19 protein-coding genes and 3 pseudogenes are annotated in these 22,128 nt (G+C 61.7%); 12 read left to right on the top strand and 10 right to left on the bottom strand.

The annotated features are described in order from the left end of the window. The 3 genes and pseudogenes from BS630_RS24050 to BS630_RS24060 form a co-directional block, all read left to right on the top strand. Positions 1 to 762 (top strand): annotated as a pseudogene (locus BS630_RS24050) (carbohydrate ABC transporter permease); the annotation flags it as partial. A gap of 86 nt (positions 763 to 848) precedes the next feature. Next, positions 849 to 947: pseudogene (locus tag BS630_RS38730) on the top strand (carbohydrate ABC transporter permease); the annotation flags it as partial. A 3-nt stretch (positions 948 to 950) separates the two neighbouring features. Next, positions 951 to 2,066 (top strand): ABC transporter ATP-binding protein, encoded by a 1,116-nt coding sequence (locus BS630_RS24060; RefSeq protein ID WP_077979390.1) that lies wholly within the window; start codon positions 951 to 953, stop codon positions 2,064 to 2,066. A gap of 107 nt (positions 2,067 to 2,173) precedes the next feature. Here the strand turns inward: BS630_RS24060 and BS630_RS24065 are convergent, their stop codons facing one another. The 3 genes from BS630_RS24065 to BS630_RS24075 all read right to left on the bottom strand — a co-directional run bounded on the left by BS630_RS24065 (position 2,174) and on the right by BS630_RS24075 (position 6,636). Next, a complete protein-coding gene (locus tag BS630_RS24065; RefSeq protein ID WP_077979393.1) occupies positions 2,174 to 4,417 on the bottom strand; it encodes a glycoside hydrolase family 2 protein in 2,244 nt (747 codons plus the stop codon). 203 nt (positions 4,418 to 4,620) lie between these two features. Beyond that, positions 4,621 to 5,619 carry a LacI family DNA-binding transcriptional regulator gene (locus tag BS630_RS24070; protein WP_025396137.1) on the bottom strand — a complete coding sequence of 333 codons (999 nt, stop codon included), beginning with the start codon at positions 5,617 to 5,619 and terminating at the stop codon, positions 4,621 to 4,623. Between the two features lie 9 nt (positions 5,620 to 5,628). Continuing rightward, positions 5,629 to 6,636, bottom strand: coding sequence for a Gfo/Idh/MocA family protein (locus tag BS630_RS24075; protein WP_025396136.1), 1,008 nt, complete (start codon positions 6,634 to 6,636; stop codon positions 5,629 to 5,631). A 202-nt stretch (positions 6,637 to 6,838) separates the two neighbouring features. Between BS630_RS24075 and BS630_RS24080 the strand changes: the two genes are divergently transcribed. The 5 genes from BS630_RS24080 to BS630_RS24100 all read left to right on the top strand — a co-directional run bounded on the left by BS630_RS24080 (position 6,839) and on the right by BS630_RS24100 (position 11,909). Next, on the top strand, positions 6,839 to 8,131 hold the full coding sequence (locus BS630_RS24080; RefSeq protein ID WP_025396135.1) for an ABC transporter substrate-binding protein: 1,293 nt from the start codon (positions 6,839 to 6,841) through the stop codon (positions 8,129 to 8,131). A gap of 107 nt (positions 8,132 to 8,238) precedes the next feature. Continuing rightward, a complete protein-coding gene (locus BS630_RS24085) occupies positions 8,239 to 9,126 on the top strand; it encodes a carbohydrate ABC transporter permease (protein ID WP_025396134.1) in 888 nt (295 codons plus the stop codon). Between the two features lies 1 nt (position 9,127). Further along, positions 9,128 to 10,039 carry a carbohydrate ABC transporter permease gene (locus BS630_RS24090; protein WP_077979394.1) on the top strand — a complete coding sequence of 304 codons (912 nt, stop codon included), beginning with the start codon at positions 9,128 to 9,130 and terminating at the stop codon, positions 10,037 to 10,039. 19 nt (positions 10,040 to 10,058) lie between these two features. Beyond that, positions 10,059 to 11,141: an ABC transporter ATP-binding protein gene (locus tag BS630_RS24095; RefSeq protein WP_077979398.1), complete on the top strand. Its 1,083-nt coding sequence runs from the start codon at positions 10,059 to 10,061 to the stop codon at positions 11,139 to 11,141. An 18-nt stretch (positions 11,142 to 11,159) separates the two neighbouring features. Continuing rightward, positions 11,160 to 11,909, top strand: a complete 750-nt coding sequence (locus BS630_RS24100) for a ThuA domain-containing protein (protein WP_077979401.1) — start codon at positions 11,160 to 11,162, stop codon at positions 11,907 to 11,909. A gap of 1 nt (position 11,910) precedes the next feature. Here the strand turns inward: BS630_RS24100 and BS630_RS24105 are convergent, their stop codons facing one another. Together BS630_RS24105 and BS630_RS24110 are read right to left on the bottom strand one after the other, a co-directional pair. After that, complete coding sequence (locus tag BS630_RS24105; protein ID WP_077979402.1) at positions 11,911 to 12,822, bottom strand: SMP-30/gluconolactonase/LRE family protein; 912 nt, start codon at positions 12,820 to 12,822, stop codon at positions 11,911 to 11,913. A 94-nt stretch (positions 12,823 to 12,916) separates the two neighbouring features. After that, positions 12,917 to 13,738, bottom strand: a complete 822-nt coding sequence (locus tag BS630_RS24110) for an SDR family oxidoreductase (protein WP_025396129.1) — start codon at positions 13,736 to 13,738, stop codon at positions 12,917 to 12,919. Positions 13,739 to 13,756: 18 nt separating this feature from the next. Here BS630_RS24110 and BS630_RS38145 point away from each other — a divergent pair. After that, positions 13,757 to 13,936: pseudogene (locus BS630_RS38145) on the top strand (hypothetical protein); the annotation flags it as partial. A 3-nt stretch (positions 13,937 to 13,939) separates the two neighbouring features. Here the strand turns inward: BS630_RS38145 and BS630_RS24115 are convergent. Next, complete coding sequence (locus tag BS630_RS24115) at positions 13,940 to 15,127, bottom strand: phytanoyl-CoA dioxygenase family protein (RefSeq protein WP_077979403.1); 1,188 nt, start codon at positions 15,125 to 15,127, stop codon at positions 13,940 to 13,942. Between the two features lie 95 nt (positions 15,128 to 15,222). On the opposite strand from BS630_RS24115, the gene BS630_RS24120 reads away from it, so the two are divergent. Continuing rightward, positions 15,223 to 16,248, top strand: a complete 1,026-nt coding sequence (locus tag BS630_RS24120; protein ID WP_077979404.1) for a LacI family DNA-binding transcriptional regulator — start codon at positions 15,223 to 15,225, stop codon at positions 16,246 to 16,248. A 65-nt stretch (positions 16,249 to 16,313) separates the two neighbouring features. Next, positions 16,314 to 17,531, top strand: a complete 1,218-nt coding sequence (locus BS630_RS24125; RefSeq protein WP_077979405.1) for an adenylate/guanylate cyclase domain-containing protein — start codon at positions 16,314 to 16,316, stop codon at positions 17,529 to 17,531. 17 nt (positions 17,532 to 17,548) lie between these two features. On the opposite strand, the gene BS630_RS24130 is transcribed toward BS630_RS24125, so the two are convergent. The 4 genes from BS630_RS24130 to BS630_RS24145 form a co-directional block, all read right to left on the bottom strand. Next, complete coding sequence (locus tag BS630_RS24130) at positions 17,549 to 18,328, bottom strand: SDR family oxidoreductase (protein WP_077979406.1); 780 nt, start codon at positions 18,326 to 18,328, stop codon at positions 17,549 to 17,551. 77 nt (positions 18,329 to 18,405) lie between these two features. Then, positions 18,406 to 18,807 (bottom strand): DoxX family protein, encoded by a 402-nt coding sequence (locus BS630_RS24135; RefSeq protein WP_077979407.1) that lies wholly within the window; start codon positions 18,805 to 18,807, stop codon positions 18,406 to 18,408. Between the two features lie 151 nt (positions 18,808 to 18,958). Continuing rightward, a complete protein-coding gene (dgoD, locus tag BS630_RS24140) occupies positions 18,959 to 20,107 on the bottom strand; it encodes a galactonate dehydratase (protein WP_077979408.1) in 1,149 nt (382 codons plus the stop codon). 66 nt (positions 20,108 to 20,173) lie between these two features. Further along, on the bottom strand, positions 20,174 to 20,929 hold the full coding sequence (locus tag BS630_RS24145; protein ID WP_077979409.1) for a FadR/GntR family transcriptional regulator: 756 nt from the start codon (positions 20,927 to 20,929) through the stop codon (positions 20,174 to 20,176). Positions 20,930 to 21,141: 212 nt separating this feature from the next. On the opposite strand from BS630_RS24145, the gene BS630_RS24150 reads away from it, so the two are divergent. Beyond that, a complete protein-coding gene (locus BS630_RS24150) occupies positions 21,142 to 22,125 on the top strand; it encodes an arabinose ABC transporter substrate-binding protein (protein ID WP_077979410.1) in 984 nt (327 codons plus the stop codon). Positions 22,126 to 22,128 lie beyond the last annotated feature (3 nt).

The following is a 22,128-nucleotide window of genomic DNA, read 5'->3' on the forward strand; positions in this document are numbered from 1 at the left end:
ATGCCGCTCTTCGTCATGCTGACGACCTCGTTCAAGACCATGGACGAGATCCAGAACGGCAACATGCTGGCGCTGCCGCAAGCGCCGACCTTCGATCCCTGGATCAAGGCCTGGGGCGAGACCTGTGTCGGTCTGACCTGCGCCGGCATCAAGGGCTACTTCTGGAACTCGATCAAGATGGTGGTGCCGGCCGTCGCGATCTCCACCATCATGGGGGCGCTGAACGGTTATGTCCTGACCAAATGGCGCTTTCCCGGCCATACGCTGGTGTTCGGGCTGATGCTGTTTGCCTGCTTCATCCCGTTCCAGTCGGTGCTGTTGCCGATGGCGACGATCCTCGGCAGTCTCGGCCGCTTCGGCATGACGCTGCAGAATGCCACGGGCTTCAACTTCGGCTTCGGCAATCCGACCGTCAATCTGGTCTTCGTGCATGTCGTCTATGGCTTGGGCTTCACGACGCTGTTCTTCCGCAATTTCTACGAGGCCTTTCCGACCGAGCTTGTCAGGGCCGCCCAGGTCGATGGCGCCAGCTTCTTCCAGATCTTCCGCCGCATCATGCTGCCGAACTCGCTGCCGATCATCGTCGTCACGGTGATCTACCAGTTCACCAATATCTGGAACGACTTCCTGTTTGCGTCTGCCTATGCCGGCACCGGTGACACCATGCCGATGACGGTGGCGTTGAACAATGTCGTCAACACCTCGACCGGCGTCGTCGAATACAATGTCAACATGGCGGCGGCGATGNGTCTGCCTATGCCGGCACCGGTGACACCATGCCGATGACGGTGGCGTTGAACAATGTCGTCAACACCTCGACCGGCGTCGTCGAATACAATGTCAACATGGCGGCGGCGATGATCGCCGCCGTTCCGACGCTCATCGTCTATATCCTCGCCGGCCGCTACTTCGTGCGCGGTCTGATGGCGGGCGCTGTCAAAGGGTAATCCATGGCCTTCCTCGAAATCTCCGGTCTCAAAAAGCGCTTCGGCGCCGTCGATATTCTCAAGGGGATCGACCTCGAACTCGAAAAGGGCGGCTTTCTCGTGCTGGTCGGCCCCTCCGGCTGCGGCAAGTCCACCCTGCTCAACACCATTGCCGGGCTGGAGACGATCACGTCGGGCGATATCCGGATCGACGGGCGCGATATCAGCGGCCTGCATCCTTCGAAGCGCGACATCGCCATGGTGTTCCAGTCCTATGCGCTCTATCCAAACATGACGGTATCGGGCAACATCGCCTTCGGCATGGAGATCCGCGGCGTACCCAAGGAGGAGCGTGCTAGGGCGATCGCCCAGGTCTCCGACATGCTGCAGATCGGGCATCTGCTCGACCGCAAGCCGAGCCAGCTGTCCGGCGGCCAGCGCCAGCGTGTCGCCATGGGCCGGGCGCTGGTGCGCAATCCGCAGGTCTTCCTGTTCGACGAGCCGCTCTCCAATCTCGACGCCAAGCTGCGCGTCGACATGCGCACCGAGATCAAGCGGCTGCATCAGCGCATGGGCACCACCTTCGTCTATGTCACCCACGACCAGATCGAGGCGATGACGCTGGCGACCAAGATCGCCGTGCTGAAGGATGGCGTGCTGCAGCAGTTCGGCACGCCGGCCGAGATCTATAACAGCCCGTCCAACATCTTCGTCGCCGACTTCATGGGATCGCCGGCGATGAACCTGCTCAACGCCACCGTCGAAAACGGCGCCGGCGGCCTCGAAGTCTCGCTGGAGCGGCCGAATGCCGCCCCGCTGAGATTGCCGGTCATATCAGGCAACAATGGCCTGGCCGCCTATACCGGCAGACAGGTGATCTTCGGCATCCGCCCGGAGGCCTTGACAGATCCCGATGGCGCCGACCGCAAGGCGCGCTCGCTGACCGAGGGCGATTGCCTGATCGAGGTGGTGGAGCCGGCCGGCTCCGATACCTTCGCCGTCACCAAGCTCGGCGGCAAATCCGTCGTCGCCCGCCTGCGCGCCGATACCGGCATCGCCCCAGGACAAAACACTCGCCTGGCCTTCAATCTCGACAAGGCCGTGTTCTTCGATCCCGAAACACAGGCGCGGATCGGGTGAGGGCCATTAGAGCGCCGTGCGTCTCGAAAGACGCGCTAAGGACGCTCTAAGACTTTGAGCTTGCGCATAATTCCGAAAATCGATTTCGATTTTCGGGAGACTATGCGCTAGCCTGCCGTCACGCCGAGCGTCACCGGCGCGAACCGCGAGGAGATCGCTTCGACGGTGATTTCGCCAGTAAACCCCGTGGCCTCCAGCCAGAAACCGGCGGTGCCGCCCTGGAGTGGCACATTGGTCGGGCCGACGATCCTTGCCGGGCCGTGAACCTTCAGCGAAATGCTATCGTTCATGAAGGGCAGGCGCTGGCCGCGCTGGTCGAGGGCGCGGATGATGACGCGTGTGCTGTCGCGTTCGCGGGCTTTCAGCGTGGGGCTATCGGCAACCACTTCCAGCGTCGTCGGCAACGGATCGGCCACCAGCGTCAGGCTGGCCACCGGCTCGCCGCCGATATAACCGGTGAAGGTGCCGTCGATCCATTCGAGACCCCAGGTGCCAAGCTCATCGGCGGTAAAGTGCCGATGGTCGAGCACGACCGGCGGATGCGGCAGATGCGGGTAGTTCTCGCGGTCCGGACCGATGCGTTTGCTAAGCGAGCCATATTGCAGCTCCACCTCGTCGCAGTTGGTCAGGATGATCAGCGGCAGCACGCCGCCGATATTGCGTTCGCCGCGCGCCCAGAAGGTCACCGGCTTCATGACGATCTCCTCGGAAGGGTCGCACTGGCTGATATAGGCATAGGCCGCGAATTTCGGCTCGCGGAACATGTCCATCACGCCGTGATAGCAGATGCGGTCGCCGGAGCCGAAATCGTTGTGGGTGTTGTAATCGAACATGCACCAGCCGATGGCGCCGGAGATATGGGGATCGCCATAGGCGGCATTCAGCACTTCCAGGTGCCGGCGCACATGCTCGGCCTGGCGCTGCTCCTGGTCATAGATCTTCGTCGGGTGCATGTGGCCGTTGAACTCGGTGATGAGGTACGGCACCTTGTGCGATAGTCCGGTATTTTCCTGCTGGGCGCGTAGCGCTGTGCGCGGGCGGTTGGCGCCCGGCAGCTCTTCATTGCCGAGGATGAAGTCGTTCATCGTGTAGACGTCTTCGAGTAGCTCGCTCTCGGTGAGATAACGCACGCCGCCGGTCTGGCGGGTGCTGTCGAGTTCACGGGCGAGGCGATTGGTCTCGGCGTAGAAATCGTGATCATCCTGCGATTCGTTGATGCGCACGCCCCAGATGATGATCGAGGGATGGTTCCAGTCGCGCTCGATCATGCGGCGGACGTTCTCGATCGATTCCTGCTGCCAGTCGGCGTCGCCGATATGCTGCCAGCCGGGGATCTCCTCGAAAACCAGCAGGCCGATCGCGTCGCATCGATCGAGGAACCATTTCGACTGCGGATAATGCGAAGTGCGGACGATATTGCACTTCAGCACCGTCTTCATGATGTCGGCGTCGCGCTCCTGGGCGGAGCGGCCGGCGGCATAACCGACATAGGGGAAGGCCTGGTGGCGATTGAGGCCGCGCAGCTTCAATGGCTTGCCGTTCAGGAGGAAACCTTCCGGCGTGAATTCGGCGGTGCGGAAGCCGAACCGGGTGGAAATACGGTCGGAGCCGTGTTCGGTCCTGAGCTCGACGGTGACGTCATAGAGCGTGGGATCGGTGATGTCCCAGAGGGCGATGCCGGTGAGGCCGCCAAAGGAGAGCGTGGTGCGGCTGCCGATCGTTTCGGTCGCGGCAGTGGCGACCACCGTGCCATCGGCCTGTTTCAGCGTGGCGGTGACGGTCGCCGAGAAGCTGCGGCCCTCGGGATTGGCGATGTCGACGCGGATGGTCGCCGATTTCTCCGGGCGCAGAACGTCGGTGGTTTCGATCTTGAGATTGCGGATCGAGACCGGGTCGGTGACCTTCAGCCAGACGTCGCGGTAGATGCCGGCATAGGTCAGATAATCGATGCGGCCGCCGAAAGGCGGAATGTCAGGGTTCTCGCTGCCGTCGATCTTGACGGTGACGAGGTTCTCGCCCTTGACGAGCTTGCCGGTGAGGCGGGCCTCGAAGGGCGTGTAGCCGTCCTTATGGGCAATGATTTCTTCGCCGTTCAGATAGACGACGCTGTCGGCCATGGCGGCATCGAAGACGAGCGAAACCTCGCGGCCCTCGAATTCCGGCAGCCAGCGCAACACCTTCTGATAGGTGAAGGCGCGCTGATAGCTGGTCTCGTCGAAATAGCTGAAGGGCAGTTCGACGGCGGTATGCGGCAGGCTGACCGACCTAGCAGCATCAAAAGCTTCGAGCAAACGCTGGCCGAAGCCCTCATGGAAACTCCAGCCTTCGTTGAAAGAAACGACGGAACGCATTTCAGGCTCTCCAGGTTACGGCATCAGGGACATTGCGGCGCCTCTCGGCGCGTGAAAATCTGGTCATCGGTATTCCTCCTGGACGCAATGGATGAGCGAGCAGCTAAAGTACGTCACAGCGAATTCGATTCATGCGACGCGCTTTAGCTTTTTTCATGCATGTCGTCACCCCGCAACCGCTGTACAATTCCAGGCAACATGCTTCAGGCGGTCGAGCCCCAGCGGGCGGTGCAGGTGAGCGTGATGCTGTGCGGACCTTCGATCTCGGCGTCATGCCGTTCGATCAATTCGACGACGGCATCGATGAAGGCGACGTGGTCGAGGCTCAGCGTGGTCAGGTCGTTGCAATCCCAGGCGGCCATGGCAATGCCGTCCTGGCCGACGATGGCGATATCATCAGGCGTGTTCTTGCCGAGCACCCGGCGGGCTGCATCGCGCGCACCGATCGCCATGACATCGTTGCCGCAGATGATGGCGTCGACCTTATCCCTGTGCAGCAGGAGCACGGCTTCCTTGAAGCCGGAATCATAGGAGTAGTCACCGAAGGCCTGGACCTCGAAGGCAAGGCCGCGCTTGGCCAGCGCATCGGCGAACCATTTTCGCCTGAGCTTGTCGATCCAGCTTGAATTGGTGCCGGAGAGGTAGGCGAAACGCTTTTTGCCGTCGCGGACGATCTTGTCGATGATCTCGTCGGCGGCCTCAGCGCCGTCGATGCGAATGCTGGAGACGTTTTCGTTTTCGAGCGGCTCGAAGGAGACGATGATCGGCTTCGTCGTATGGAAGATATCGACGGCATCCTGCATCGACACCATGTCGGAGAAGACGACGACGTGATCGACCTGATAAGTCGAGGCAAGGCGCATCAGCTGCAGCCGGTCGGAATGATCGGCGCAGCAGAGGATGATCGGCAGCAATTGTCTCGCCTGCAGGCGGTGGACGAGAAGCTGCTGCTCCTCGGCCTCGCAAGGGTTGCCGATCGCATTGACGACCAGGGCGACGAGCCGCGAACGCTGGTTGTTCAGCGAGCGGGCGATCGCGTTCGGCTGGTAGCCATGTTCACGCGCGACGGCGAGGATGCGGTCGCGCGTGGCGCTGCCAATGCGCGAATCCGGCGAGAAGGCGCGGGAAATGGTGGCGGAGGAGACGCCGGCGAGTTTCGCCAGTTCCTTCGAGGTGATCCGCCGTCTGCTCATACCGCTCATCTTCAGCGCCTATTGGGCGACGATCCTGACGGAAGCGCCGTCGGCCGCTGCCGATTCCTTGATTGCATCCCATAGCCTAGCGAATCTGAGGCCCATTTCAACGGAGCCGGAGTTTTCCATCTTTCCCTCGCGAATGGCGAGGAAATTCTTCATCGGGTTGCCGAGAATCTCGGCTTCCTCGCGCGGCTCGGCGGTCCGCCCGATACTGATCTCGCGCCAGCCACCCCAGGCGTCGATGCGCACGATCGCCTTCGAATAGAAGAAGGTGATGTAGGAGGCGCAGCCCGGAGGGCCTTCGCCGGCGGCCGTCAGTGTCGCCAGCGCACCGTTTTTCAGCCGCGCGGAGACGGCGGTGGCGATATCGACCCGTCTGCCATGGTTGTTCATGTAGGCCGACACGCTGTCGAAATCCGAATTGGCGAGTAGGCAGACGGTGTTCATCATGTGGGCGCCGGTATCGAACATGAAGCCGCCGCCGGAGATGTCAGGCTGCTGCTTCCAGTGGCCGTCGTAGTTGGACGACCAGCTTTCCCAGATCATGCCCGAAATGGCGATCAGCTCGCCGAATTCGCCGGTGAGAGCCCGCCGGCGCGTGTCGAGCACCAGCGGCGACAGGCCGCCCTGAAAGGCGGTGACGATGGTGACGCCACTCTTTTTCTGCGCGGCGATCAGCCTCTCGGCTTCAGTGACTGTCGTCACCATCGGCTTTTCCAGGAAGAGGTCGAGGCCGGCCTCGGCGACGGCGGTTGCCTGCTCGGCATGGAAGGCATGCGGGGTGGAGACGTAGACGATGTCGAGTTCGCCCCGGCATTCGGCAAGCATCTGGCGATAATCCTCGAAGCTCTTCGGTTCTGGTGCGCCAGCGGCGAGGCAGACGTCGATCAGGCGCTGGCGCGAAGCCGCCGTGGTGTCGGCGAGTGCAGCAAATTCGATCTCCGGCATCTTGACCCAGCTCTCGGCATATTCCGCCGCCTTCAAGCCGGCGCCGATGACGCCGAGGCGTAATTTCCTAGTCATGAAAATTCCTCCCTGAATGCATTGTGCACACGATTACACAAACGGTATAGTGATGGCAATATCTAAATATGTCAGTAATATCAGTATATTAAAACTCGCATTCGAATCTTTTCAAAAACCATCTTGTCAGTATTTGGAATACGTGTACATTTTCGCAACCGGTGCTGGAGGGCGCCGTGTCTCTAAAAAGGGAGGACTTCCATTGAAGAAGATGGTTCTTGGCGGCCTGTGCGCCGTTCTGCTGAGCGCGGTTTCGACGCTGGCGCAGGCTGAAACAATCCGAATTGCAAATCACGGTCAGGCCGGCATCGATGCGATGAAGTCGACGGTCGAGCGGATCGAAAAGAAATATGGCGTCACCGTCGAGGTCATCGAATATCCGGCACCCGACAAGGATTATCTTACCAAGCTCCTGACCGAGCTCGGCGCCGGCAACGCGCCCGACCTATTCTCCATCCCGACGACGGCTGCCGTCGCCGACATGGTGGAAGCCGGTTACCTCGCGCCTGTTACCAAGGAGTTCAAGGCCTGGGACGGCTACGCCAACCTCTATGACGTCGCCAAGGAGCTTGCCGTCAGCCCGGATGGTGAAACCTATGTGATGCCGTTCATGCTCGGTATCCAGGAAATCTATTACCGCAAGGACGTTCTCGAAAAGGCCGGTATCTCCACCGAACAGCCGAAGACCTGGCAGGAGCTTCTCGACCGCGCGGCCGAAATCAAGCAGAAGACCGGCGCCTACGGCTTGCTCTTCCCGGCCGGAGTCTCCTGGGGAAGCGGCGCCTTCGACGAAGGTTTCCAGCATCTGCTCGTCGGTTCCAAGACGCCGCAGCTGGTCGATGCCGACGGCAAGCTCGATCTGAATGGCGAAGGCATCAAGGATGTCTTCAACGTCTACAAGGAACTGATCGACAAGGATCTGATGCCGACGCAGCCGCTGCTCGGACCCGAGCCCTGGGTCGTGCCGAAGTATCAGATGTTCCCGGCCGGCAAGCTCGCCGCGACCACCTGCGGCTCCTGGTGCTATATTTTCGACTGGGGTCGCGAAAGCAAAAACCCGATCCCTGACGTGACGAAGGTGGTCGGCACCTGGACTGTTCCCGGCCAGACCAGCGGCCAGTATGTGCTTGCCAATCTTGCTGCGCCGTGGGCGGTCAATTCCAAGTCGGCCAATACGGAACTGGCGATCAAGGCGCTGATGGAGATCGGCTCGATCGAGACGCAGGTTTCCTACGCCGCCCGCATCGGCAACATCCCGGCCAGCAAGGATGCGGCTGACAATGCCGAGTTTCAGAAGCTGACGGAACTGGTTCCGATCCATGCCGCGGCAGGAAATGGCGTGTTCCTGAAACAGGCCTCCGGTTTCGGTACGGTCTCGGAAGGTGTGGCGCGCGCCACCGAAGCGCTGCTGCGCAAGGAAACCGATGCCGCCGGCGCCCAAAAGATCCTTGTCGACTACGTCAAGGAAACGCTCGGCGACGACATGGTCAAGTAAGCTCCGGCACCCTGTCTTCCGCCACGACGGAAGACGCGGCGCCAACGCCCGCGTCTTCCCGCTTTCATTCGATAAGCCGGTTCCATCGATAAGGTTTGTGAGCTTCCATGGCCCGAAACTCTCATGAAAAGCGCGCCGAGCGGCAATGGCTGCTGATCCTGTTGCCCTCGCTGGTGCTGCTTCTGGCCTTCGTCATCTACCCGGCCCTCTATTCCATCTATCTGAGCTTCACCAATGAGGCGCTGACCGGGGCCGCAGCCCTTCGGCCCCGTTTCGTCGGATTCAGGAATTACACGCGGCTTTTCAACGACGCGAAGTTCTGGAATTCGCTGTTCGTCACCTTCGTCTTCGTCATCGGTTCGGCGGTGATCGGCCAGTTCGTGCTCGGCCTGATCTCGGCAATTGCGCTGCGCCGGCCGATCCGCTTTCGGCGGGTGTTCTCGTCGATCATCCTGTTGCCGAACGCGGCCCCTGAAGTCGTCGCCGGTTTCATGTGGATCTCGATGCTGGCGGGCGGCGACAATGCCACACTCAGCCGCATCGTCAGCTTCTTCGGCATCACGCCGGCCGACTGGCTGCAGGTCTTCCCGCTGTCGATGATCATCGTCGTCAACACCTGGCGCGGCATCGCCACGGCGATGATCCTGTTGACGGCCGGCCTCAGTACCATTCCGGCGGAGATCTACGAGGCGGCCCGCATGGACGGCGCCACTCCATCGCAGATGTTCCGCCGCATCACCCTGCCGCTGATGATGCCGACGATCCTGCTCTATATGCTGATCTCGGCCGTCTCAACCATCGCCGTTTTCGGCCTCGTCTATGCGCTGACGCGCGGCGGACCAGGCGGAGCAACCGAGGTCGTCAGCATCTATATCTACAACCAGTCCTTTACGTCGTTCCAGCTGGGCTATGGTGCTGCGGTCGCCGTCGTCGCGCTCGCCATCTCGCTGGTATTAGGTATTGCCTATGTCCGAGCCATGAAGGTGGAGGTCTGACATGGCCGTCGTTTCCCCGAGCGAAACTGCAAACAAGGGTCGCTCCGACCTCGTTGCCTATGCGACGCTGTCGCTGATCTCGATCTTCTGCGCGGTGCCGTTCTTCTGGGTGCTGCTTGCCTCGCTCGACGGCAATGCCCAGCTTTTCCTGCATTGGCCGGAGCAGTGGACTTTCGCCAACTATATCAGGGTCTTCACCAAGGAGGACGGGGCGAAGTGGCTGTTCAACTCGCTCTTCGTGGTCGCTAGCGCGACGCTGCTCGTCATGGTGCTTTCCGGGCTCGGCGGTTATGCGCTGTCGCGCACCCGCGCTTGGTGGAAGCTGCCCTTCCTCTACGCGATCCTGCTCATCCGGGTGCTGCCGCCGACGGCGCTCGTCGTGCCGCTCTACAAGTTTCTGCTGACGTTGAACAATGCGGAAGCGGCAGTGCTCAGGCCGATCTTCGGCAGCTATGCGCGCGACATCATGCGCTGGACCGGCTTCATCGACGGTTATCTGGGGCTGATCTTGGTGCTTGCGACGATGCAATTGCCGCTGGCGCTCTGGATCATGAAGACCTTCTTCGACGGGCTGCCGAAGGACTACGAGGAAGCGGCGCTGATGGACGGGGCAACACTGATACAGCGCATCCGCCGGGTGCTGATCCCGCTGGCGCTGCCGGGGCTGGCTGCGGCCGGGCTTTTCGCCTTCATGTCGGCCTGGGGCGATTTCCTGCTGCCGCTGATCTTCCTGTCGTCGCCGGAGCTGCAGACACTGCCGCTCGGTCTTTTCCGCGCCTTCCTGCGCATCAACGAGATCGATTACGGCCTGCTGACCGCGCTGGCATTCATCTATCTGCTGCCTGCCGTCGTCGCCTTCGGTTTTGCGCGGCGCTTCCTCGTCCAGACATTCTCGGGCGGCGTGAAGGGCTGAGATCAAGAAAGAGAAACAGATGATCAATCTCAGAAACGTTCGCAAATTCTACGGCGCGCTCGAGGTCATCAAGGGCGTCGACATCACCGTGGAAGACGGCGAGTTCGCAGTTTTCGTCGGCCCGTCCGGCTGCGGCAAGTCCACGCTGCTGCGGATGATCGCCGGCCTCGAAGGCATCGACAAGGGCGACCTCATCCTTAACGGCAAGCGCATCAACGACGTGCCGCCCGATAAGCGCGGTATCGCTATGGTGTTCCAGTCCTATGCGCTCTATCCGCATATGAGCGTTGCCGAAAACATCGGCTTCTCGCTCAGCCTGAAGAAGGTGCCGGAGGTGGAGATCCGCCGCCAGGTGGAAGGTGTAGCCGAGATCCTGCAGCTCACCGACTATCTCGACCGCCGCCCGGCCGCTCTTTCCGGTGGCCAGCGCCAGCGCGTGGCGATCGGCCGCGCCATCATCAAGAAACCGGCGCTGATCCTGTTCGACGAGCCGCTGTCGAACCTCGATTCGGCGTTACGCGTGCAGATGCGCGCCGAGTTGCAGCGCCTGCACCGCGAGCTGAAGGCGACCGTCGTCTACGTCACCCACGACCAGGTGGAGGCGATGACGATGGCGGACCGTATCGTCGTGCTGAACAAGGGCGTCGTCGCTCAGCAGGGCGCGCCGATGGATCTCTACCATCAGCCCAATAACGAGTTTGTCGCAACCTTCATCGGCTCGCCAAAGATGAACGTGCTGCCGATGACGGCGACGCGCCGGGATGCGGGCAAGGTGCATCTGGAAAGCCCGCTCGGCCTTTCCATCGACCTTTCAGACGCCAATGGCGCCGTGCAGCAGGGCGATGCGAAGCTCGGCATCCGGCCGGAACATCTGAAGCTCGCACCCCAAGGGCAGGGCGATTTTTCGGCCGAGGTCGTCATCGTCGAGCGTTTGGGGGTGGAGACCTATCTGACAGTCGGTTCGCAGCAGCAGCCGATCGTCGTACGCACGGAAGGCGACATGACCATTCGCCCCGGCGATCGCGTGTCGCTGACTGCCGAGCGCGCCGGTTGCCATCTGTTTGATTCCGCCGGCCGGGTAATCCGTTCGGCAACCGCTTGAAACACATCGAGGAATGACATGACAATCAAGGTCACGATCTGGAACGAAGGGCGCCACGAGCAGGTCCACAAGGAAGTTCAGGATATCTATCCTGATCGTATCGACGGAGCGATCGCCGCCGGCATCGCCCATCCGGATTTCGAAATCCGCCGCGGCACGCTGGATGATCCTGACGAAGGCCTGCCGGACAGCATGCTCGATGATACCGACGTGCTGCTCTGGTGGGGGCATATGGCGCATGAGGAGGTCAGCGACGGGCTGATCGATCGCGTGCAGCAGCGCGTTCTGAAGGGCATGGGCCTGCTGGTCCTGCATTCCGGCCATCATTCCAAGCTCTTCCGCCGGCTGATGGGGACCAATGCCAACCTTTCCTGGCGCGAGACGCCGGAAGGCGACCTGGAGCGCGTCTGGGTGGTCAATCCCTCGCATCCGATCGCCGAGGGGCTGCCGCCCTATTTCGAGGTCAATGCCTCGGAAATGTATGGCGAGCCCTTCGATATTCCGCAGCCGGACGAGCTGGTGTTCATTTCCTGGTATTCCGGCGGCGAAGTGTTCCGCAGCGGCTGCACCTTTCAGCGCGGCCGCGGGCGCATCTTCTTTTTCAGCCCCGGCCACGAGACCTACCCGATCTATCACGACAAGACCGTGCATAAGGTGATCTCGAACGGCATCCGCTGGGCGCGGCAGAAACACACCGATGGCCGCGTCCTGGAGAACTGGCACCGCGCCGAGCCGCTGCACGGCCGCCCCGACAAGGTGAAGGTCTGATCTATGGATATTGCGCGCCGGTCGTCTTGATATAGATCGAATAGACCGAACGCGTCGCGGTGATGAAGAGCCGGTTTTTCTTGAGGCCGCCGAAGGTGAGGTTGGACACCGTCTGCGGCACCCTGATCTTGCCGAGCAGGGTGCCGTCGGGCGAAAAGCAGTGCACACCGTCTGAGGCACTCGTCCAGAGATTGCCGGCGACATCGAAACGAAAACCGTCGGGATGGCCGACATCGAGGCTGCAGAAATAGCGGCTGTTGGCAAGCGCCCTGCCGTCGGTGACGTCGAAAACGCGGATATGGCGCGGCACTTCATGTTTTGCGGAGCCTGAATCGGCAATATAAAGCTTCGTCTCATCGGGCGAGAAGGCAAGGCCGTTCGGCTGGATGAAATCCTCGACGACGGCGTCGATCGCTCCGCTTGCCGGGTCGATCCGGTAGACGTTGCGCGTGGGCTGCTCGGGCTCGGCCTTGTGGCCCTCGTAATCCGACAGGATGCCGTAGGTCGGATCGGTGAACCAGACCCCGCCGTCGGAGTGCACGACGACGTCGTTCGGCGAGTTCAGCCGCTTGCCTTGGTAGCTGTCGGCGAGAATGGTGATGGTGCCGTCCGTCTCGGTGCGGGTGACACGGCGGCCGCCATGTTCGCAGGAGACCAGCCGTCCCTGCCGGTCGCGGGTGTTGCCATTGACGTAGTTGGAGGGCGAGCGGAAGACGGAGACGGTCCCATCCGGTGTCCAGCGCATCATGCGTTCATTCGGGATATCGCTCCACAGAAGGCAGTTCAGATCGGAAAACCAGACCGGGCCTTCCGTCCAGCGGCAGCCGGAATAAAGCTCCTCGAGGCCGGCGCTGCCGATGACCATTGCACCGAAGCGTTCGTCGCGGATCTCATAAATCGGATTGTCGCCCATGCCAGTTTCCTCCCTGAATGCTGCCGCCTCTTCCTAGCGATAATTCCTGAGAGGTGCCAGAGCCCGGCGATGGAAATGCCGGGTTCCGGTTTCTTCAAAGGGCGGCCTCTGGATGCGGCGAGCCGTCGTAAGCGCCCCAGATCGACTGGTCGAAGCAGATGACCGAGCCGCTCATCAGGCCGGATTCGGACGACGATAGGTAAGCGCAGGCGCGCGCCACCTCGTGCGGATCGACGAGGCGGCCGAAGGGCTGGCTTGCCGCCGCCTTCTCCAGCCAGTCGGCGGGGGCATCGTGATATTCGCGCTGGATCCGGTCTTCGCCCTCGGAGGCCATCCAGCCGATGTTCAGACCATTGACGCGGATGCGGTTGCGCAGGAGCGCGTAGGCTGTGTTCTTTGTCAAAGTTTCCAGCGCGCCCTTGGAGGCGCAATAGGCGGCGATGAAGGGCTGGCCGGCTTTGGCTGACATCGAGCCAATATTGACGACCGTACCCTCGATTTTTTCGCGGCGCATGACCTTCACCGCCTCCTGCATCAGGAAAAACGGCGCGCGAACATTGACGGCGAACATGGCGTCGAAGAGCTCCGGGCTGGTGTCGAGGATGGTGCCGCGATCGGTGATGGCGGCGGCATTGACCAGCGCGTCGACGCGGCCGAAGGTCTCGTCACAGGCGCGCACGACATTCTGTGCATCCTCGACCTTGCCGAGGTCGGCCTTGACGTAGACGATCCTGGCGCCGGTCGCAGCCGAAATCTCCGCCGCCTTCGCATTGCCCTTGGTTTCATTGCGGCCGCAGATGATGATGCCTTCCGCGCCGCGTTCGGCGAAGAGGCGGGCAATGGTCGCGCCCAACCCTTGCGTGCCGCCGGTGACGATGGCGATCTTGCCGTCGAGGCGGCCGTGGTCTGTGCTCATGTGGTTCCTCCATTTGCGATGACATACGAATGGCCTCCCGCGGGTGCGGAAGTTTTTTATGTCAGTGCGGATGCCCCCTCATCCGCCTGCCGGCACCTTCTCCCCGCTGGGGAGAAGAGATTCGCAGCAACGTCTCGATTTCCCTTCTCCCCTCGGGGAGAAGGTGCCCGTAGGGCGGATGAGGGGGCTCCAGCCTCCAAGTTAGCTCAACTTCTTGCCCGCCTGCTCGGCAAGTGCTGCCGTAAAGGCTGCATCGCTCCAGCCTTCCTTCAGCGCCTCATGCATCAGCTGCGCCTGTGTCTTCGGCGCCAGTCCGCCGAGCGGCGGGTCGCGGTCGAGGTTGGTCGGGAAGGAGTAGCCCTCGGCACAGGCGGCGACGGCGTTGGCGATTTCGTCAGGCGAGAGCCTGCCCTGCAAGGCCTTCAAGGCGGGAAACAGCCTGGCGGTCATCCTCTCGCGATTGACGGTTTCCATTGCCCGGCCGAAGGCGGAGGAGACCTGCAGGAGGTTGGCGACACGTTTGATGTCGGCCGAGCGGTTGGTGCCGGCGGCGTGGAAGAGGGCGGGATTGAAGAAGACGACGTCACCCTTTTCGAGTGGCAGCTGGACATGGTTGGTCTCGAAATAGTCCCGGAACTCCTGCCGCTTCAGCGCGAGATAGCCCGGTACATAGGTCTGGCTGTACGGCAGGAAGAGCGTCGGGCCACTTTCGAGCGGCATATCGCAATGGGCAACCGCACCCTGCAATGTCAGTACCGGCGAGAGCCGATGTACATGTGCCGGGAACTGCTCGATTACCTTTGAGGACTGAAAGCCGAGATGGTAGTCGCGATGCGCCGACTGCGCCGAACCGCCCGGATTGACGCGGTTGACCTGCGCCGTCATCTGGTAGCTCGGACCGAGCCATGCTTCGCTGGCCAGAGCGACGATGGTGTTGCCGTAATATTCGGCGAAATTTGTCGGATCGGCGAGGCAATGTTTTTCCAGCGAGTTCCAGATACGGTCGTTGGCACCGGGCTTGGCGAAGTGATCGCCGCCCCCGGTCGAGGTGCGGTGCTGTTCCTCGATGATCGCATCGAAGATCGTGCTGGCGCGGTCGATGATGCCGGTGTCTTCGGAAGCGCGCTTGAACACGACGACACCAGGACCCTCGCCGAAGGCGTCACAGATTTCCGCCAGCACGGCGCGTCGGCCTTCTGGCGTTGCGGCCGCCGTCATCACCTTGCGGCTGTCATAGATCAGCACGTTTTTTTCGACCGCAGACGCCGAGGGGTAATCGGTAAGTGCCGTCGTCTTTTCCGCAAGGGCGCGAAACTCATCGAGATCGCAGGCGTCTTCGCTCAGCCAGACGCGGTCAGCGCGCAGTTTCTGCTGGTTGTCGGTTTTCATGGCGGGCTCCTCCCTCTTTCCAATGGAGGCACTATACGCCGCGATGCCAGGTGTTATAGATCAGAAATCCATCAAAAAACCATCAGGCCGGTCATATGGCACATCTCTTTCTCGTCAAGGATATCGCCTTCCAGGCAGGGCTCAGCACCGCGACCGTCGACCGGGTGCTGAACGGCAGACCGGGTGTGCGCCGGCAGACCGAGATGCGGGTGAAGGCGGCGATCGCGGAGCTTGAGAAGCAGCAGGCCGGGGCGATGGGCAGCGGCCGCATGCTGGCGATCGATATCGTCATGGAGACGCCGCAGCGTTTCAGCGATGCGGTGCGGGCAGCCTTCGAGGCCGAGATGGCGACCTTCCTGCCAGGCGTTTTCCGCTGCCGGTTCCATTTTGCCGAGGTGATGAAGCCGGCCGAGCTGGTGCAGCTTCTCGATCGCATCCGGCTGCGCGGCACGCACGGCATCGTGCTCAAGGCGCCTGACGTCGCCGAGGTGGCGGCCGCCGTCGCGCGGGCGGATGCGGCCGGTATTCCTGTCGTGACGCTGGTGACCGACCTGCCGAATTCGGCCCGCATCGCCTATGCCGGCGCCGACAACCGGGCGGCGGGAGAGACCGCCGCCTATCTGATCGGCGAATTCCTCGGCAGTGATGGTGGCAAGGTGCTGGTGACGCTGTCGAGCGGCCGGTTTCGCGGCGAGGAGGAGCGCGAAATCGGCTTTCGCCGCGTCATCCGCGCCCGCTATCCCGATATCGGCATTACCGAGATCAGCGAGGGCCACGGCACCGATGCGGCGACGGGAACGCTTGCCGCGGTAGCGCTTGCGGCAGATCCTGCCATTAACGCCGTCTATTCGATCGGCGGCGGCAACCGGGCGGTGCTTGCGGCCTTCGACGCGGCCAAGCGCCCCGTCCGTGTTTTCGTCGCCCATGATCTCGATGCAGATAATCGCGCCCTGCTTGCGGCGCGTCGGATCGGCTTCGTGCTGCATCATGATCTCAGAACCGATGCGCGTTCGGCCTTCCGGGCGATCATCAGCCGGGCGACTGCCTTGCCGCGCGCGGTTACGCCCTCGCTTTCATCAGTCGAAATCGTCACGCCCTACAATATGCCCGCGGCCGATTGAGCCAATTGGCTTTCCTTCGATGTCGAATTCGCGCTACAGCTTTGGCACGAGTTTAGGTGAGCGACATGGATTACAGCGACGTCAGCACGATTGCAGCCTGGATTACGGAGCAGGGACTGAAAGGCGTTTCGGAGGCCGAACTCATGACCGGTTTCTGCTCGGCTTGCCGGGATGCCGGCCTGCCGCTCGACCGCGGTCTGGCGCTGATGGATACGCTGCATCCGGTGCATGAGGGCCGCGCCTTCCGCTGGGACAGCATCGAGGAAATCCAGACCGAGTTCGAATATGGTCCGACGATCTCGGGGGAGGCGGCGTCGAACTGGCAGCGTTCGGCTTTCTTTCATCTTTGGTCTCGCAACGAGCGGGAGATACGCCGGCGTCTCGGCTTCGGCGATCCGATCGATTTCTCCATGCTCGATACGATCGCTGAAGCCGGTCACACGGATTTCGTGGCGATGATGCATCGTTTTTCCGAGGCCGGCACGATCGGCGAGATGGATTGTTTCTTCTCGCATTTCGCGACGAAACATTCTGAGGGCTTTTCCGACCACGACCTCGCCATCCTGCGCAAGCTGGTGCCGGTGCTGGGGCTGGCGATCAAATGCATCGCGCTCGGGCGTATCGCCCGCACCATCGCTGAGGTCTATCTCGGCGAGGACGCCGCGCGCCAGGTGATGGAAGGCAAGATCAGCCGCGGCAAATCGGAGCGGATTTCCGCGGCACTCTGGTTTTCCGACCTGCTGAACTACACGAAGATCTCCGACAGCGTGCCGCCGGAGGAGATCATCCCCCTGCTTAACGACTATAGCGAGGCGGTGATCACGGCGATCCACGAGTCCGGCGGCAACGTGCTGAAGCTGATCGGCGACGGTGTGCTCGCCATCTTCAAGGGCGAGGTGCCGGCGGAGACCTGTCGTGCGGCGCTGAGCGCCGAATCGCTGCTGCGGGAAAAGCTCACTACGCTGAATGCCGCGCGTGCGGCTGACGGCCGGGCGACGACCGACGTCTATATCGGCCTGCATATCGGTGATGTCTTCTACGGCAATATCGGGAGCCAGGATCGGTTGGACTTCACCGTCATCGGGCCTGCTGTCAACGAGGTCAGCCGGATCGCCTCGATGTGTCGTTCCGTTGATCTCAACCTGTTGATCTCCTCCGATTTCGCCGCGGCGATTCCGGAGCAGCAGCGTACCGCCCTCGCCTGCGTCGGACGCTATGCGTTGCGCGGCGTGCAGCGGGCGCAGGAACTGTATACCCTCGACAGTGCCCAGCTGAACGGCTGAGTTCTTGACTGCAAGGGCTATCGCAACAGGCCCTGGCCGCCGTCGATCCAGATCGGCGTACCGGTGATGTGCCGTGCGCGGTCGGAGGCGAGGAAAAGGATTGTTTCGGCGACATCCTCGCTCTTGCCTGCCTTGCCGCCGGCAATCGGGATATCGCCCTCAGGCCAGATGACCGGAACCTCCGTCTCCTCGCGGCGGCGGCTGTCGGTATTGGCGCTGATATTGGTCTCGATCTCGCCAGGGCAGACGGCATTGACGCGGATGCCGTGTCGGCCGAGTTCAAGGGCGAGCTGCTGGACCATGGCGACCTGGCCCGCCTTGGTTGCGGTATAGGCGGTGGCGCCCGGCGTGGTGAAGGTACGGGTGCCGTTGATCGACGAGACGACGACGATCGAACCGCCGCGACGCTTCAAATGCGGAACAGTGAGATGCAGGGTCAGGTAGGTGCCGCGCAGATTGACGGCGATGGTCTTGTCCCATTCTTCCGGTTTCAGATCGTCGATCGGCGCCCAGACGCCGTTGATCCCAGCATTGGCGACAACGATGTCGAGGCCGCCGAAGGTGTCGGTCAGTTGCGCGACCGCGTTCCGCATTTGAGCTTCGTCGCTGGTATCTGCGGTCAACGCGATCGACTGGCCGCCGGCGGCCTTGATTTCGGCGCAGGTCGTTTCGACCTCGTCGGCGGTGCGGCTCAATGCTGCGACCTTTGCACCTTCGGCGGCGAGGCGCAACGCGGCCGCTTTGCCGATGCCGGAACCTGCGCCTGTTACCAGTGCGATCTTTCCCTTCAGCTCCATGGGCAGGCTCTCCTTGCCGTTTTGCCGCTAAGCCAATGTTCGAAACGGGCTGTTGGTTCCGAAAGGAGAGCGGATCGTTAGAGCCTCCTGAGCAGGCGGTGTTGCAACGCCCATCTCTCCGGCCCGTGGACGGCGGCAAAGAGCAGACCGGCGAGGAAGGTAAAGTGATCGACGAAGAAGCCGAACTCGGCCTGGTTCTGCTGCCAATGGGACGGACCGTGGAAGGCAAAAGCGAGGAAGATCACATAGACGGCTGCGAGCAGGCTGGCCTCGGTGAAGAAGGCCCCTGATATGAAAGCGAGCGCCAGCGCGATCTCGAAGAAGGCGGCGATCCAGGTAAGGAATGTCGCCATCGGAAAGCCGGCAGCGGTGATATAGCCCGCTGTTGCGCCGATATCGGCGAACTTGAAGCCGGCGGCCATGAAGAAGACGAAGCTGAAGATGATGCGGGCGACGATGATCGCGATTGCTTTGGCCATCCTGAAATCTCCTCTTGAGTTCCACTATGACGGACGAGACCCCCGATATCCTACACGGTGAATGAAAAGGGCCGCTTGCGCGGCCCTATCACTTTGAATTGCGCACAATCCTTTCCGAAAAATCGGCTTCGATTTTCGGGGTTATGCGCTCTCACCATTCGGCGAAGCTGCCGTCGGCATGCCGCCAGATCGGGTTGCGCCAGCGGTGGCCCTCTTTGGCGCGCTCGATGACATAGGCCTCGTCCACCTCAATGCCGAGCCCTGGACCCTGCGGGATCGAGACGAAACCATCGGCATATTGGAACACCTCCTTGTTGGAGATGTAGTCGAGGATGTCGTTGCCCTTGTTGTAATGGATGCCGAGGCTCTGTTCCTGGATGAAGGCGTTGTAGCTGACGGCATCGACCTGCAGGCAGGCGGCAAGCGCGATCGGACCCAGCGGGCAATGCGGTGCCAGCGCCACGTCATAGGCTTCGGCCATCGCCGCGATCTTGCGGCATTCCGTGATGCCGCCGGCATGGGAGAGATCCGGCTGGATGATGTCGACGTAGCCGTCCGAAAGGACCTGCTTGAAGTCCCAGCGCGAAAAGAGGCGTTCACCGAGTGCAATCGGCGTCGAGGTATGATTGACGATATCGCGTAGCGCTTCCTTGTTTTCGGACAGCACCGGCTCTTCGATGAACATCAGCTTGTAGGGATCGAGCTCCTTGGCGAGAACCTTGGCCATCGGCTTGTGCACGCGGCCGTGGAAATCGACGCCGATGCCAATATGTGGGCCGATCGCCTCGCGGATGATGGCGATGGTCTCGACCGCCTTTTCCACCTTCTCATTGGTGTCAACGATCTGCATTTCCTCGCAGCCATTGAGCTTGATCGCCTTGAAGCCGCGGGCAACCACTTCCTTGGCATTGTTGGCGACATCCGCGGGCCGATCGCCGCCGATCCAGGAATAGACCTTGATGCGATCACGGAGCTGGCCGCCGAGCAGAGAATGGATCGGCTGGCCGAGCGCTTTGCCCTTGATATCCCACAGCGCCTGGTCGATGCCCGAGATCGCGCTCATGTGGACGGCGCCGCCGCGATAGAAGCCGCCACGATACATCACGGTCCAGTGGTCTTCGATCAGGAAAGGATCCTTGCCGATCAGGTAGTCTTCCAGCTCATGGACGGCGGCCTGAACGGTGAGCGCACGGCCTTCGACGACCGGTTCGCCCCAGCCGATAATGCCCTCGTCGGTCTCGACCTTCAAAAACAGCCAGCGCGGGGGAACGATATAGGTGGTGAGTTTGGTGATCTTCATCGCTGCTCTTTCAGTCTCTTCCCGGGTTTGCGATCGGCGGCGCGTCCGCAGATTTGTCGTGATAGTTCATTTCGTTCTGCCGATCGCTTTTTCGGCGGCGGCAAGATCGCGCACCGCAAGATCAAGCATGCGGTTGGCGCATTCGCGGGCGCCCGCCTTGTCGCGCATGCGCAGGGCCTCGACCAGCTGGCCGTGAACGAGCACCGCATCCTCGCGATTCTCGACGCCGATATTGGAGGCATGCAAGGCATATTTCAGCGCCGCGTGAATGGCGCTCGACAGGCGGCGGAAGACCTGGTTGTGGCTGGCGGTGAGCAGCACCGTGTGGAACATGACATCGGCATCGGTGAAGCTTTCCGGGTCGCGGGCGCTGTCGCGCATCTGCCGCCAGGCATTGTCGAGATCGGCGATCTCCTGGGCGCTGGCGCGCTCGGCGGCATATTCGGCGGCTGCCGGCTCGATGGTGCGGCGGGCTTCGAGAATGCAGCCGAGCAGGTCGAAATCCTTGATATAGGGACCCATCCATTCAAGCACGTCGGCGTCCAGGATATTCCAGTCGTCCTTGTCGCAGACGGTGGTTCCGATGCGCGGCTTGCCGCGGACAAGGCCTTTGGATTCCAGCACTTTCAGCGATTCGCGAATGACGGTGCGGCTGACGCCGTAGAGCTCGCAGAGATCGTTCTCGCGGGGCAGCGGCGAGCTCGCGGGATAGCGGTCCGCACAGATATCCTGAGCGATCGCCGCCGTGACGTTCCGGCGTACGCGCGGGCGGCGCTCGATGCGGCGGCTTTCGGCCCCGCTCTGTCGCTCGATTGTTTCCAACTCACCTCTCCGCTCTGTCTCGCGTGCTAGGCAACCAAACCTGATTATCCGAATTCGATCCGCTTTGCGACGCTTCCTCCCGGCACTCCGTCAATAATCCTATTATTCCAATCATCATACATTGGCAATTGACTGGTATGATGATTTGTCATAATTCAGTGGACGTTGCCTGGGAGGCAGCGGCTCGGTTTTTGAGAGTTAGGGAGAGAGACATGCGCTTGTTCAAAGCAGCCATTTTGGCTGGCACTTTCGCCATTCTGGCAGCCGGCTCGGCATTTTCCGCGGACGTCAAGATAGGGTTCATCGTCAAGCAGCCCGAGGAGCCTTGGTTCCAGGACGAATGGAAATTCGCCGACCAAGCCGCCAAGGAAAAAGGCTTCACCGTCGTTAAGATCGGCGCCGAAGACGGCGAGAAGGTCCAGTCGGCGATCGATAATCTCGGCGCCCAGGGTGCGCAGGGCTTCATCATCTGCACGCCCGACGTCAAGCTCGGCCCCGGCATCGTCGCCAAGGCCGAAGCCAACCAGCTGAAGCTGATGACGGTCGACGACCGCCTCGTCAGCGCCGACGGCAAGCCGCTGGAAGACGTGCCACATATGGGCATTTCAGCCACCAAGATCGGCGAGACCGTCGGCCAGGCGATCGTCGACGAAATCAAAAAGCGCGGGTGGGACATGAAGAATGTCGGCGCCGTGCGGGTCTCCTATGACCAGCTGCCGACGGCCGTCGACCGCGTCGAAGGCGCGATGTCGGTGCTGAAGTCCGCCGGCTTCCCGGTCGAAAACATCTATGATGCGCCACAGGCGAAGACGGATACGGAAGCGGCGCTCAACGCGGCGACCACCGTTCTCAACAAGCATGCCGACGTGAAATACTGGGTCGCCTTCGGCCTCAACGACGAAGCCGTCCTCGGCGCCGTCCGTGCTTCCGAATCGGTCGGCATTCCGGCGGCCAACGTCATCGGCGTCGGCATTGGCGGCGCGGAGTCGGCAATCAACGAGTTCAAGAAGCCGGCGCCGACGGGCTTCTTCGGCACCGTCATCATCTCGCCGAAGCGTCATGGCTACGAGACGGCGCTCAACATGTACGACTGGATTGCCAACGACAAGGAGCCGGCAAAGCTGACGCTGACCTCCGGTTCCCTGGCACTGCGCGACGATTACGAAAAGGTCCGCAAGGATCTTGGCATCGAGTGATCG

The sequence above is a fragment of the Rhizobium laguerreae genome (genome assembly GCF_002008165.1).
GTDB classification, from domain to species: Bacteria; Pseudomonadota; Alphaproteobacteria; order Rhizobiales; family Rhizobiaceae; genus Rhizobium; species Rhizobium laguerreae.

Excerpts from the sequence above, each read along its gene's own strand:
- BS630_RS24060 (WP_077979390.1), top strand. The coding sequence starts at position 951 with ATGGCCTTCCTCGAAATCTCCGGTCTCAAAAAGCGCTTCGGCGCCGTC.
- BS630_RS24065 (WP_077979393.1), bottom strand. The coding sequence starts at position 4,417 with ATGCGTTCCGTCGTTTCTTTCAACGAAGGCTGGAGTTTCCATGAGGGC.
- BS630_RS24070 (WP_025396137.1), bottom strand. The coding sequence starts at position 5,619 with ATGAGCGGTATGAGCAGACGGCGGATCACCTCGAAGGAACTGGCGAAA.
- BS630_RS24075 (WP_025396136.1), bottom strand. The coding sequence starts at position 6,636 with ATGACTAGGAAATTACGCCTCGGCGTCATCGGCGCCGGCTTGAAGGCG.
- BS630_RS24085 (WP_025396134.1), top strand. The coding sequence starts at position 8,239 with ATGGCCCGAAACTCTCATGAAAAGCGCGCCGAGCGGCAATGGCTGCTG.
- BS630_RS24090 (WP_077979394.1), top strand. The coding sequence starts at position 9,128 with ATGGCCGTCGTTTCCCCGAGCGAAACTGCAAACAAGGGTCGCTCCGAC.
- BS630_RS24095 (WP_077979398.1), top strand. The coding sequence starts at position 10,059 with ATGATCAATCTCAGAAACGTTCGCAAATTCTACGGCGCGCTCGAGGTC.
- BS630_RS24100 (WP_077979401.1), top strand. The coding sequence starts at position 11,160 with ATGACAATCAAGGTCACGATCTGGAACGAAGGGCGCCACGAGCAGGTC.
- BS630_RS24105 (WP_077979402.1), bottom strand. The coding sequence starts at position 12,822 with ATGGGCGACAATCCGATTTATGAGATCCGCGACGAACGCTTCGGTGCA.
- BS630_RS24110 (WP_025396129.1), bottom strand. The coding sequence starts at position 13,738 with ATGAGCACAGACCACGGCCGCCTCGACGGCAAGATCGCCATCGTCACC.
- BS630_RS24115 (WP_077979403.1), bottom strand. The coding sequence starts at position 15,127 with ATGAAAACCGACAACCAGCAGAAACTGCGCGCTGACCGCGTCTGGCTG.
- BS630_RS24120 (WP_077979404.1), top strand. The coding sequence starts at position 15,223 with ATGGCACATCTCTTTCTCGTCAAGGATATCGCCTTCCAGGCAGGGCTC.
- BS630_RS24125 (WP_077979405.1), top strand. The coding sequence starts at position 16,314 with ATGGATTACAGCGACGTCAGCACGATTGCAGCCTGGATTACGGAGCAG.
- BS630_RS24130 (WP_077979406.1), bottom strand. The coding sequence starts at position 18,328 with ATGGAGCTGAAGGGAAAGATCGCACTGGTAACAGGCGCAGGTTCCGGC.
- BS630_RS24135 (WP_077979407.1), bottom strand. The coding sequence starts at position 18,807 with ATGGCCAAAGCAATCGCGATCATCGTCGCCCGCATCATCTTCAGCTTC.
- dgoD (WP_077979408.1), bottom strand. The coding sequence starts at position 20,107 with ATGAAGATCACCAAACTCACCACCTATATCGTTCCCCCGCGCTGGCTG.
- BS630_RS24150 (WP_077979410.1), top strand. The coding sequence starts at position 21,142 with ATGCGCTTGTTCAAAGCAGCCATTTTGGCTGGCACTTTCGCCATTCTG.